The sequence below is a fragment of the Paenibacillus daejeonensis DSM 15491 genome, from assembly GCF_000378385.1.
Taxonomy (GTDB): Bacteria; Bacillota; Bacilli; order Paenibacillales; family Paenibacillaceae; genus Paenibacillus_D; species Paenibacillus_D daejeonensis.
In genome coordinates, this window is sequence record NZ_KB899660.1 from 918,430 (window position 1) to 932,260 (window position 13,831).

8 protein-coding genes are annotated in these 13,831 nt (G+C 48.5%); all 8 read right to left on the minus strand.

Features of this window, described 5'->3' with window-relative positions:
- Positions 1 to 188 precede the first annotated feature (188 nt).
- Positions 189 to 1,889, minus strand: a complete 1,701-nt coding sequence (locus F556_RS0111210) for a type 2 periplasmic-binding domain-containing protein (protein ID WP_026297236.1) — start codon at positions 1,887 to 1,889, stop codon at positions 189 to 191.
- Positions 1,890 to 1,990: 101 nt separating this feature from the next.
- Positions 1,991 to 3,631 carry a response regulator gene (locus tag F556_RS0111215; RefSeq protein ID WP_020617046.1) on the minus strand — a complete coding sequence of 547 codons (1,641 nt, stop codon included), beginning with the start codon at positions 3,629 to 3,631 and terminating at the stop codon, positions 1,991 to 1,993.
- The gene (locus F556_RS0111220) at positions 3,628 to 5,376 is read right to left on the minus strand and encodes a sensor histidine kinase (RefSeq protein ID WP_020617047.1); all 1,749 of its coding nucleotides are present in this window, start codon (positions 5,374 to 5,376) and stop codon (positions 3,628 to 3,630) included. The genes F556_RS0111215 and F556_RS0111220 overlap by 4 nt, the downstream gene beginning before the upstream one ends.
- A 259-nt stretch (positions 5,377 to 5,635) precedes the next feature.
- Positions 5,636 to 5,989, minus strand: a complete 354-nt coding sequence (locus F556_RS0111225) for a LytTR family DNA-binding domain-containing protein (protein WP_020617048.1) — start codon at positions 5,987 to 5,989, stop codon at positions 5,636 to 5,638.
- A gap of 72 nt (positions 5,990 to 6,061) precedes the next feature.
- Entirely contained in the window at positions 6,062 to 6,184 is a 123-nt protein-coding gene (locus F556_RS0111230; RefSeq protein WP_020617049.1) for a cyclic lactone autoinducer peptide, read from the minus strand.
- 5 nt (positions 6,185 to 6,189) lie between these two features.
- Positions 6,190 to 6,711: an accessory gene regulator ArgB-like protein gene (locus F556_RS0111235; RefSeq protein ID WP_020617050.1), complete on the minus strand. Its 522-nt coding sequence runs from the start codon at positions 6,709 to 6,711 to the stop codon at positions 6,190 to 6,192.
- Positions 6,692 to 7,357, minus strand: coding sequence for a hypothetical protein (locus F556_RS0111240; RefSeq protein ID WP_020617051.1), 666 nt, complete (start codon positions 7,355 to 7,357; stop codon positions 6,692 to 6,694). The genes F556_RS0111235 and F556_RS0111240 overlap by 20 nt, the downstream gene beginning before the upstream one ends.
- Before the next feature lie 575 nt (positions 7,358 to 7,932).
- Complete coding sequence (locus tag F556_RS36195) at positions 7,933 to 12,519, minus strand: M20/M25/M40 family metallo-hydrolase (RefSeq protein ID WP_020617052.1); 4,587 nt, start codon at positions 12,517 to 12,519, stop codon at positions 7,933 to 7,935.
- Between the last annotated feature and the right edge of the window lie 1,312 nt (positions 12,520 to 13,831).

The following is a 13,831-nucleotide window of genomic DNA, read 5'->3' on the forward strand; positions in this document are numbered from 1 at the left end:
CTTCCCCCTGCGAAGTTGTATTGTATACCTCAAGTATAGCAATGCTGCATTCGGCTCATAAGCAGGCAAAAAGCAACATATAGGGTACAAATACAACTATTTTTAAACCTTGAACATGGAGCGCTAGCAGCGGCCCTGAACCTAATGAAAGACCCCCGCACCGAGTTGCGGGGGCCTGACTCTACCCTTTACTTAATCGTGTTGTACCATTCATTGACTTCGCTTGTAATATCATCACCGCCTGAGGATTTCCAGGTGGCCACGAACTGGTCAAACGCTTCAGCTGGCTTTTCACCAAAAATAATCTCGTTAAAGGTCTGGGCCTCGATTTTCTTCAAATAATCCATGCGTGACTTCATCGTACTCGTTGGCGGACCAACAAACATTTCCTTCTTAGAAATCTCCTCCTGCTCCATTACTACCGTAGCCGCCAATGCCGTTTCCGGACCATAGCTGGAGACAAGCTCCTTCTCCCGGTAAGTCGTCGGCTCTTTGCCATCAGCCAGATTCATAAGAGCCTGGAACTGCACATCCGGGATCCGCGCACCGTCGCGAACCAGGAAGTAGCGCAGCGGTGCCGTGATTGTACCTCCCGGCACATCGTCGAGATAGAGCGGGTTGCCGTTGGCATCCAGCGCGTAATCATACCCTTCAAACACACCGTATTCGAACGGACTGCCCTCTTGCGGATCCGCAAGATTGTCGAACAAGTAATTTTGATACGTAAAGAAAGCTTCGGGATGCGCCATGTCTTTATTAATCAAGGTTACGCCCTTGAAGAAATGTGTGCCATGCCGCATCGCTGTACCGTCTTCTCCCGTAGGAATCGGATAGGGCTTCCATACGGCCCCCTCCACATTCTTCTCGGTATCCAGAAGCGGCCATCCACTCATCCAGTAAGGTCCAGGGATGATCCCTGCGGTGCCGGCTACGGCAGGCTCCGAGGTTTTATTCTCATCCCAGAGCGCCGCTTCTTTAGGAATATACCCTTTGTCGCGCCACTCCTTGAGTTTGAGCAATCCTTCCTTCATCCCCTCATGAACAGAGCCATACATTAGAGAGCCGTCCTCGGCTTCGTTCCATTGAGATGGTATTGTCCCATAAGCACCGAATACCCAGGATGGATCGCCCATCCATGTATTCATAGATGATTTGAACCCTACACTAAGCGGAGTTACTTGCTCTGGGCTCAATCCTTGGGGATTATTGTTGCGGAATGCCTCCATCATCTCCTCCAGGTCCGCAATGGTCTCCGGTGCGTCCAGACCCAGCGCATCCATCCAGTCCTGGCGGATCCAGAGCAGGTAGTCGTTATTGTAAGCGTAGTCGAGAACCGGGATGCCCATACGGACGCCATCCTTCGTATAGGCATTCCATACATTGGGGTCAAGGCTCATCGCAGCTTTCCATTTCTCATTCGCATATTGATCGAACAAGGCACCGGCATCCTGGAATCGGCCGGAATCAATCAGATCCTGTGCAAGCAGCTGATCATTGACGGTAATAATATCGGGCATTTGTTGTCCAGAGGACATCGCCAGACGGACCTTGGTAACAAAAGCATTGTTGGTGTCCGTAACCGACCACAGCGATTTCACCTCGATACCCAGCGTCTCCAGCGCCCAACGGGTTGCTACGCTGTTTTCAATCGACTCCCCATCCCGGAACGTCAGCGCCGGATCAACACCCCATACGGTTGAGATGGCAACTGGCGGATCGTATTTGTCCTTGTAAGGGTTTTCTTCAGTCGTGCCGGCCGTGCCGCCGTTGGTTGACGCCCCCGGATTTGCCGGTTCATTGCCTCCACCGCTGTTGGAGCAAGCTGCCAGCATGGACACAATCAGCAGCATGCACAAGGTGTGAGCGAACCCTCTTTTTTTGACTATCATAGGAATCCCCCTTCAGTAATGTCTACATATATAATTATAGGCGGGGGGCTTGCTCTGGCCTATGTCACAATCCGAACATATCTGCACCTTTTGCAACCTGTTTAATGATCTCTAAATTCCTGCGGGGTCGCGCCATAGTATTTTTTGAAGGTCTTGCTGAAATACTGCGGGTTTTGATAGCCCAGTTCACTTGTAATCTCATAAATTTTCTTATTGGTATGCTTGAGCAGATAAAGCGCCCGCTCCATCTTGTAGCCAATGATCCAATCGCTCAGGCTCTCGCCCGTCTCGGCCTTAAATACTTTGGATAGATAAACAGGGTGCAAGAACACCCGGTCTGCGATGGTTTTTACCGTGGTATCCTGGCTCAGGTTATTGGCAACAATTTCATGTACTTGCTTAACGATAAAGCTCTTGGTGCTCTCGTCCTTCTGCGCCAGCTCCATCTCCAGCTTCACCAATACTCCGTCCGACCAGGCCTTCAGCCGCTCTGGCGAGAGCACAACGGTCTGATCCAGGATAAAATCAATCCCCAGCTCCTCTATCTGCGTCACGTAGTGGCCCTGGCGATGGGCAATGTAGAGGTAGGCGTTGGTCAGGGCCAGGTACACCTCATAGAGATGCTCCCGAGAGTAGCCCGTCTTGGTCAGATCGCCCAACACCTCGCCAATTTTCTCACGGACCGCTTCCCACCGTTTCGACTCTAACAGAGTGATCAGCGTAGGCGGCTTGTAGAGGCTCTCCAATGACTTGACATGGATACGGTCCCGCCCGGCGCGTTCCTCCAGATAATGAATCGTGTGCTGATCCTCCTGTGCAATCATGAACATTGTTCCTAGGCCAGAACGGTAAGCCGCCGAGAGCGCGTCAGGAAACTGGAACCATTCAGTCACCACAATGGAGATATCCCCTTTAAGATAACTACTCACATTGGTCCGAAACGTCTTGGCCCGCTCTGCCAGCAGCGCCTGGCGTTTGTTCCGGCCATCCGTACTATATTGTACGCTCGGAGGTGCGTCACTTAGGGGTTGAATGAGTAGAATCAGGTACTCATGCGGCGCTTTGCCATGCCACACCCGGAACTCTCCATCAAACGATTCCTCTGCAATATTGCCGACAGCAAATTCCATTAAGGCGATTGAATTGTAATCCAGATGTGAGAATTGACGCCCAAGCTGAACAAGCATCAGCACAGTAGGCTTATCCGCTACCAGCGGAATCTCGTATTGCAGCAACTTCTCCTGAAGGGTCTTGGGAGATAGTTGCCGGCCAAGCACCAAGTCCATTAGTAGATTGGCTCGAAGCACCTTGAAATCTGATTTACGGCTATATTGCAGCTGATGCATCTTCTCCGCTTGCGCCCATTCATCCTTGAGCGCGTCGATGGCACCGGAAAGAATCTGGACAAACTCCTCGTCATTCAGCGGCTTTAGAATATAGTCAAACGCCTGTAATTGGACGGCCTTGCGCGCATACTGAAAATCCGAATGGCCGGTGAGCAATATGCTTTTGATATGCGGCCAGCGCTCACCGATGACCTGCAGCAGCGCCAAGCCGTCCATCTCGGGCATTGCAATATCCGTAACAACAATATCCACAGGCGTCTCCTCCAGAAGCGCTAGAGCCTCTGATGCAGAAGCGGCCTGGTATACGTGACGGATCCCCATCGCAGCCCAGGGAATGGTTTTGGCCAAACTGGAGGTCACATACACTTCATCATCCACCAATAAAATATCAATCATTGCTTCAGCTCCTCTCCAGGCAGCCCCGGCTGCCATCGGATCGTGACACGTACGCCGCCGAGCGGCGATGCTTCGAAGATCAGTCCTGCGCCTTCACGGAAGCGCAGCAGCATCCGTTGGTGCACATTCCACAGTCCGCATCCCATCTCTTCATCCATCTGCTTGTGCATCTTATGCTGCAGCGACTGCATGGCATCCGGCGTCATGCCCTTGCCGTCGTCCTCAACCGTTAATTCCGCGCCGGTTGCTGTCCACATCCCTGTAATTCGTATGATGGACGCGCTAGCGCTGGATTCAATTCCATGCAGTACGGCATTCTCAACCAATGGCTGCAGCATGAGCGGCGGTACTTCCAATAGGAGCATATCGGGTGGGATATCCAGTTGATAATCCAGCCTTGGCATCCGCATCTTTTGAATTTCCAGATAACTTGTGACAAAATGAACCTCCTCCGAGAGCGTGACCAGCTCGCGTTCCTGTCTCGTGGTGTACCGGTAATAAACGGATAGATGGTGCGACATGGCCACTACCGCCCCGTTCTGCTCCAGCTTGGCCATGCTGGAGATGAAGGAGAAGCAATTATAGAAGAAATGCGGATTAATCTGCGACTGCAGCTGCTTCAAGCGGGCCTCCCGGACATGAATGCGCTCCAGATAGACGGTCTCGAAGAGCTCCTGAATTTGTGCAACCATCAGATTAAATCGGGTGTACAAAAAGCCAAACTCACTGGACCCCTTTGGCTTGATCCGTACGGAGTAATCGCCATTCTTGAGACGTTGGAAACCGATGACCAGCCGTTTGATGGGGACCTGCACTTGCGCATATAACAGGTATGCTCCGATACTGCACAGCAGCAGCAGACCCGCGATGGAAATATAAAATAGCCGGTTTGCCTGCTCAATTGGACGTAAAATCTCTGTTATCGGAATGTAATCAATCAGATGCCAACCGAGCACTTCGGACTGAACCCTGTTAACCAAATAGTCCTGATTGCCGAGATGCACCGTACGACTTTCTTGCGTGGAAAGCGAACGATTCGCTAACGACTGAATAACCTCGCCAATCAGCTCACGATCAGCCGTGCGGTTATAGATAGCCCCCGTATCTGGATGGTAATAGAACGGATCGGAACGGCCGCCGCTTTTGAATTGATCCAACATATCAATAATATTACTGCCGCTAAACCGCACCTCGATGATCAGGTTGAAATTGCCGGGATCCTCGTAGCTCGAATACGGGGTCACCGCGAACCGAGAGAAGGTATACTGGGGCTGCTCAGCCGAACCCGTGTTGCTCACCTGCCAGCCCGGTCGCAGTCGCTGCTTGAGCTGCTCGCTATCATAGACGGTCACATCCAGGGCGGAAATGTCCCGCTGCAGCACTGGCGAATAGATATGCAGCGTATTGCGCCATTTGAGCGAGCTCTCTTGAATCGCGAGCTTGGTCTGAATGCGGCGAATCAGGGTCGTGGTCCGCAGATCGAGCTCTGGCATCTCGTTAAAGATATCCCGTAGGGAAGAAATGTCCGGGTCTTGGATGAGCAGGTCCGGCCATAGAGCAATGGCGTCGATACTGGCATCGACTTCATTTTGAAAGAAAAGCAATTGACTGGCATTCGATTTATTTAATTCCTCGCCGATAATATCCGTACTTGTCCGATTCGAATAAAAATACAACGTCAGAATCGGAATCAGCATAATCAAGGCAAGGCCGATAATTTTCGTAAACAGGTTCACTTTAGGCATCCGGCAAGACTCCTAGTTGTTATGATGGGGCAAGCCAGGCAGTCCAGATAATTGACCGGAATCAAACACAGGCCGCCCTCTCCATCATACGGACTCCAGGGTCATGAGACAATCCATCATTTTGCAACATATCGGATGTTTTGACAGCTAGAATAGGAAAAGTACAGGGGGGAAATTCATCATCGTTACAGCAAAGAGAGGCAGAAATAGGGGAATAACGAAAAGTAAAACGAATCCTTAGATTTTAGGGATGCTGACCTTATTTCTTCTTCTCTTTAAGGAAACGCCTCACAACCTCCATCATCCGGCTGGAAACGGTACCGAATTTGTCCTTGGCACTCTGTGTATTCTTGAAAAACACCAGGGAACGCTGTTCGTCGAAGGATTCGATTTCACGGAGATTGACCAGATTCGTGCGGTCCAGCCGTTTAAAGCCGTAAGATTTCAGGTGATGCTCGTACGTGGACAGACTGGGGACGAGCGAATAGTACCGCCCTGACGTCGTGTGCAGAAGGACGGTACGCTCGTAATTCTCAATATAGAGGACATCTTTCAAATCAAGGGTGAGGAGCTCACCCAGGTTTCTCGGATCTCGGGTCACATGTAACTTCATGTCGCGTACCACTCCAGTAACAAGGTATGGGCTGACGGGCTTGTCCGACAGCCCTCCTTCACTACGCCATCCTTACTTCTTCAGCTCTTCGGGCAGCTCGGGGCGATGGATTGCTGATGGAGATGCAGTCGTTGCGAAATAAGCGGCAATCCCCTTCAAAACAGTTGAAGCTTGTTTGGCAAGCCATGGTTTCATAGTTCTCACCTCCTTTTATTAGGAATGCATAACGAGATGCCTTGCAATAGAAATATGATAGCTAGCGTCGGAGATTCTAGAATTAAATTGCTACCGACCAATACGAGAGAAATCAATTTCATAAGTGGAAAATACTTTTCTGGCATACGCGCATATCCTCTAATATTAGCGGGGGCTAAGATAGCAAACAGGAGAAGACTGAACAATGAGGTATAGAGAATTCCATCTTGGGGAAACGGAAGATGCGGCGGCAGAGCAACAACCAATAATGTTGCGACCATACACCATGTCGACGATTGCAGATGGTACCCTCCGGAGACCGATCGAACGAGAACAAAAGCTGCGATTGATAGCAGAGTCTCTGTCAAGCGCCCCGTCAGTAAGCCCACTAATGCAGCCGCCGAGTACGGAATCAAAAAATTAATGACGATAATCAAGGCATATTGCATGACTGCGACGCTGCCGGTCTGTTTTTCATTGGAGTTTTTGATGGACACTGCCAGTTTTTCAGCCCATGCTTCGATCATCTATATACTCCCTCCGTTGCGCCACGTATAATAACACGCCTAATATGATGATAAAATTCAGGATCGCCAGGGTAGGTGTGCTTTTGGAAAAGGCAATAAAATTGGTAATGGATATGACACCATAGCCTCCTAATATTAAAAAGAACAGTTTGAGATTTAACCCCCTCATGGTTAAGGGAGCATATTCATAATCCGGAACAAATGTATAACCTATACGAAACCTATAAAGCAATCCTACAATCACCAAAGTAGTCATAACGGATAAAGATTGAAGAACGTAGGCCTGATTAGTATGTGGCATTAATACCTCTAACGGTATATCCATCCATATCATTAAGATTAAGAAGAAATATTGAATAAAAAGATATCCCATATATCCATAAACTGTCATCAGTGCAGCATAAAAAATATGAACGCGAAACATTTGCCACAAGATAAGAAAGATTACCGGCGGCTGAAGTAGAGTCGCAATAACACGTAACTCCAAAACTTCAAATATAAAATGTGAAAGCAGCGCCATAATCGCGGATGCAAAAAGGATTTGGCCCCGGAAACCTTTCAGAGGAAACTTGAACATCGCAAACGTTAGCAAAATGAGAGCCAGCCACTCGATCCCAGAGAATAAGAAATACAGTACAGTACCCATCAGTACACTCCCGGTTTCCCTGAATCCTTCGGAAAAAGAATTTGACTCTATTATACTACATGAAAATTAGAAAAGTGAGAAAATTTTACAAGATTTATATAATATTTTCATTCATATTTCGACAAAAATTGTCAAGTTTCACATTTGGATAAGGTAAACTGACTGCCGCCGTCCTTTAGTGCGCTGTCTTTCAGTTCCTCCGCAGTCTGAATTCCTACGAAACCTCTTTATGGCGACATGTGCCTCGTGCGCTTTCTCCACTCTAACGGCCGTAGCTGCGCTTATTCGGACAATTTCTGGGAGTCTAGAAGTCTAACGGCCACTGGCACCGTTATTCGGCCATTCTACAGCGCTCAGAAGCAAAAAACGTAGAAATAACTGCACCCATGCCCGTTAGAATGGAAAACATCGTTTTGTAGCCCGAATAACTGCGGTGGTGTCCGTTAAAAAGAACGTTGGTGGGTGCCACTACCTTTGCAGCGGCCCAATTAAGGAAAGGCCAGTAAAAAAAACTGCCCCTCCAGGTTTCAAAACCCGGAGAGGCAGCCAAAAAGCCAACTGTTTAACGATAGAGATTAGTCGTTCAAGTGCAGCATACGGCTAATGATAACGGCCGCTTGCGCACGGTTGGCAATGCCTTTTGGACCATAGGTCGTTGCGGTCATGCCTTGGATGACGCCTTCTTCGGTCAAGAGAGCAATTGCCTCTCTGGCATAGGAAGCAATGGTGCCTCTGTCCGTAAACTTCGCCAGTGCGCCATCTACATCATCAATGGATGCATCCTGGGTCAGCTTCAGTACATTGGCGGCCATGATGGCCATCTCTTCACGTGTGATCGCACGGTTCGGCTCGAAGCGGTTGCCGCCCACACCTTGGACCAGACCTGCTTCTACCGCAGATGCAACATACGTGTAATGCCAGTTTGAGGTTTGAACGTCCGAGAACGATACCGATGCATTCTCATCCACCAGATCAAACGCACGAACGATCATCGTCAGGAACTCAGCACGCGTCACTTGCTTCAGTGGCGCGAATTGGTTCTCTGCCACACCGTTGATGATACCCAGACCAGCAAGCTCACGAATCGCTTGACCTGCCCAAGCCTCAACGCCACCCAGATCTCCGAACTCAGGCGTTGGCACACCTGGCTCTTCCGGATCTACCGGAGTCCCTGGTTCAGTCGGATCGGTCGGATCGGTCGGATCCGTAGGATCAGTTGGGTCCGTTGGATCTGTAGGATCGGTTGGGTCCGTTGGATCTGTGCCAGGGCCTGGACCAGGAATCGGTGTTCCAGGTTCAGGAGTAGGTCCAACAAACGCTTCACCAGGTCCTGCATTAAAGATTGCGTTCGTAAGCAGACGGTACTGATGCTGCGTATGCGCACGGTTCACTAACTCATTGGAGAAGATAGTCAGATTTTTGTTGTCTTCTGTATACGTGAACGCCAATACTTTTCCTTTGGCTCTATCATGGTTTGGCCACCAGCCAGCTTTGAAGAAATCATCGCCATCGCTTGTAGTCGCCAATACTTTAGCCGCTTCAGGAACAGCAGTAATGTACGATCCCGATACGGTGTAGAAATATTCTTGCTCATCATAAACGCTAGTTATAACATTATCTTGTGTTACATTGGTTAGGAACACACCTTCGTGACTGTTGCCCGTTGTAGCAAAGTTAAAGCCCGGGATGACACCTGCTGTTCTAATAGTGTTCATTGATACCCGGCCAAATCCGATGTACGGCTTGCCATCATTAATCAACGTCGTTGACCCTGACGTATTAACCAATACATCCGCTGCCGCTTGATCTGTCGTTACCTCAAAGCCAAGCGATCTCAGGACGTAAGCCGGAACACCACTGGCAGCAATTGTAGACGCCTCAAGTACTTTGCCGCTAGGTCTAGTGTTGCTAAAGGCTCTCATATCGAGATAGTACTTGGAGGCAATCGGATTCAAATCGCGATAATCAACTACAAAGTCACCTGCTTCATGAATCACACCGCTTTGAGTAAGCATTGTAACAGTTTTTCCAGAAGCAAGCAGTTCATTGACTACTTTAGTTGCGTCATTATTATTATTACGAATGAGAACATAAGATGCGTTTACCGGCACTTGCGGCGACGGAATCGTTACCGAAGTCACAGGAGCCGTTTTTCCAGTAAATGCACCCTCTTGTCTAATTACATACCGATCAAAGCCGCGCATATCGTGGAAATTCTGAATAATGTCAGCGTACATTGCACTAAAGTCGGAAACGTTGATTCCATCATAAAGTACAAGATTTGCAAGTCCACGTTTTGCTTGATGCATATTAACGATATAAGATCCTGCCGGATAGGTTATACCTGCAACAGTTACAGCCTCTGTAGAGATTTCTACCTTTACACCGTTACGAATCAGATACTGCAACATGCGATAGCTCTCCAGGGCATTCTTTTGTACACTGCTGTCCACAGGAAGTACATAATACTCTGGGAAGAAGTTTTCGTTACCCTGACGAGGGCGTCCGACAACTTCATTCTTGCTATCAATCAAGTACTTATCTACGGAATCTCCGGCATCTATGCCATCAATTCCCCGCTCATAAATCTTGAGTTGGTTCAGGAACAACTTTTCTTTGTTGTCAACTACATAAGTTGTTGCAGCAGCAGCTGTGTAGTATAGCGCTTTTTGCGATTCTTCGTTCAAATGCGGCATCTCAAGCGTATGGCCAAGCGCACCATGATGCATGGCGAATACAGCTGTGTAAGCAGGAGAGGCGTCATCCCATCCGTCAGCATAGCCAACTGGACGGTAATTTGGATCTGCAGCCAGCTTACGATGCTCTTCATAAGGAATGTGGTAAGTGGTATAAGATGTATTGGCAATACCAGCTTCACCCATTGCATAAGCCTGTTCAACCATGCTGTCGATCAACAAGTCAAACTCATGATTCGGGTCATGCGGTGGTGTACAAGGTTCAATAAGGAAACTACCGACAAAACCGTGCATGTCTAGGAAGGACAACGGCGACCATTTTGCGATTTGTGCCGTAACCGCTTGGGTTTCCGGCTGTGTTTGATACGAGTTGTCACGGTTCAGGTCGAAGCCTTCCACGTTTGCACGTGTGTTATGAACACGTCCGTCAGGATTATTTGTGTATACAAAGATAAAGATGGCATTATCTAATGCTTCTTCCATGTTCAATGAAACAGTTGTATCTTCACCCTGAACTTTTGTCTCGTATTGAATGCTATCTTCAAGAGCCATAGTTTCAAAGTAATTCAAAATCACATCAACGCCTGGCGCTTCATCCGGGTGAATGTTGTTCAGCCAGATTGGCACTTTGTAATCGGTGATTACACCATTTGTAATATCAGCTGCCAATTTCTTCGGATCGTTCAACATAGCAGGGTGTGTCACATCTTGATAGTAGTCCACCGAAGCTTTGTCCTTGGCCAGAACTGTGAAGTAAATGTCTCGGCCTTCAACCGATTTACCAATAACGGAAGTATCGATGTAACGCCCCGTTGTCGATGCCGCTTCACTGGTGATGCGGTCAATCTCAGGTTTCAGCTCAGCATAACTGCGGTAACTATCATATGGGGTCAGCTTAATAGGCGCATAAGCAACCGCTTGTCCATTGGTTACAGCAGCAAGTTCAAATGTACCAATCAACGATGGATACAAGCGACGAGGAGTTCCCGAAAGATTAGTAGTTCCATAAGGAAGATCGAAAGTGATTGTTGCAGTAACTTCACCATCGTTCTCTTCAACACTGTCCACTCTGATGAACGGTGCACCATTGTACCCAGGTGTAACACCTTGACCAGAAACATAGGTTTTCCACTCTGACAGCGGTTTGCCGTCGTATGTCCAGCTCAGGTTGTTGACATCGACGCCTTGTGGGAGGTCAAATTTGGCTTCAAATGTTCTTACCTCAGTCATGGATGCAACATCTTTATCCAATTCAAGAGCTTGCGGTTCTTGAACTTGAATCAAAATCTCAGTCAGCAAATGTGTAAATGTGGACAGATGCTTCTCAATCCGGCCAGGGAAAGCTTGGCTGATATATGCAATGCTGTCTTTGTATGTGTGGAATACTCTGCCTTCTTGAACAGTCTGGGTGTAACCGTCGAGGTCGCCGATGTCCCAGTTCGTGGCTTCAAGATATGCATATGGAATGCCAGCACGCTTGAATGGTGCGTGGTCGCTCCAATCGCCCGTTGTTCCTTTTGGATAGTCTGGATTTTTGCCTTCGTTTGTAATTACGTCAAGAGCATCGTTCTTTACAATTTCAAGGCCGAGGTCACGGATGAAACCGGCATTGCCGCCGCTTCCGTAGATGTACATGAAGTCACCTGCAGCAAGGCTGTCCAGGTTAATCATGGCCACCGTGTTTGCTTTGGCTTCTTCGCTCATGGCTCTTACATAAGCATTGGAGCCTTGGAGCCCTTGCTCTTCTGCACCAAATGCAATAAAGCGAACAGTGTAAGGACGCTCATCCACTGTCAATTCAGACAATGCTTTTGCTGTCTCCAGCATAACGGCTACGCCAGATGCATTATCGTCTGAACCTTTGCCAGTATAAGCTACGCCTCCAACAGTTGTTGTATTGGTACGAACCGAGTCATAGTGAGCACCTACGATAATTTCACGGGTAGATGCACCAGGCAGAACAGCAATGATGTTGTTGCTGTTTACGGCGTTTCCGCTTCTCACATAGGAAAAAGGTACTTTGGAAGGAGTCATGCCCAGCGCAGTGAACTGGTCCATAATGTAGTTGCCGGCTGCTACTTCTTCGGCGCTGCCTGCAACACGAGTACCAATCACATTCGTGAAATGAGCGAGATGCTCATAAGCTACGAATCCCGTGGCATCCGGAGCCAGCAGAGTTTCAGCCAGCGTTTCTTCCAAGGCCTCTTCCTCTACTGCTGGTTCTTCTTCAACAGGTGTCTCTGAATCTAGAACCGGCTCTTCTACTCCCTCTTGAGGGGACGCTGGCTCTTCAGCCTCTTGCGCCGGATCTGGTGTCGTGCCATCCGTTTGTGGAGTTGACGGAGCAGTGATCTCCGTATCCTGCACAACTTCTGCCATCGCGATGCCTGGAGCAATCGCCCCCAGCAGCATGGTCAACGACAAGACCAACGCCAGATACTGTTTTGTAATGGATCGTTTAAACATCTTTCTCCTCCTTATTGCCCCGTAGGTCAGACCTCTAAGGCTTATCTATCTACTACTTGATACAGTACTGCAAGGTGGATCTTACCATGACATAATCCGACTTACGAAATATGACCCATGCACCATCTCCCAGCTCGGCCGCCTTCAATGCCAAGGATTGTGACCACATGAAAAACCAGCCAATTATGTATACAGTATACTTAATATAATATACTATATTTGTGGAATCTATTATAACACCAGCCTGTCAGTTGAACAATGCTATTTTTAAAGATTTCTTCATAATTGCTAGAAACGTCAATCCATAGCAAGCGGGCCACCGCCATAGCTAACATCACAATCACACAAGTTCGTTTTTAAGCACCCGATTTTGATATCCCGCGCTCAAACGAACCACAATTAGTTAAAAGCAGCATACCAGCATACAACACCACAAGATACCCGCACCTCTTCTCCCCCAACAACTAGTGATCTCTAACGCTCGTCACGTGATCTTAGCGGCCTTTTTACCAGCCGTTTTAATTCTAACGCTTGTGGGCTGAAGTTAGCAGCGAAGAATTAGCAGTGTCGATTTACTCTTCCAAGAGCTCGTGGCGAGCGTTAGCGCGTGGATCCTGCTCAAATTAGGTCGCTTAGAGCGGATCACAAGCGTTAGCGGAATGCCTCCCCTTCCCCTAGGCCAATTGATCCCTACCAATGCTCCCTACCGACGCTGCCCATAAAATCACAAATTTCATCATCAGCAGCATCCCACAGAATATTTCCCTGCCAAGCAAACTCACATTTTATATGCAAAAAAGCAAACCCTCACAGGTTTGCTTTGTATCCGGCCACGTTATGCTACCGAACAACGCTATGTTGCGCCACTCGCGCGCAGATCGCAGCTGAGGGGTCAATATTGGCCAACCACCAACCGCGCACCTACATCACCCAGTTCTAACGGCCATATGCGCTTATTTATGTTGCGCCACTCGTGCGCAGATCGAAGCTGAGACGCCAACACCGGCCAACCCCAACCGTGCAACTACCTCACCCAGTTCTAACGGCCATATATGCGCTTATTAGGCTGTTTTAGTGGGTGCTTCTCTTCTAACGGACACAGGTGCCGCTATTTGACACAAATCGAGTGTTTTGCATCAAAAAAAGTAGAAATAAGTGCGCTCATGGCCATTAGAATTTCAAACGTGCGATTTTGAGCCAAATAGCAGCTGTGGTGGCCGTTAGAATTCTAAACGTGCGATTTACGAAAAAACTGCCCGTTTGCTGATAAAGCTAAGGTTGGGTGCGGGGGTGCGGGGTGCGGGGTGCGGGG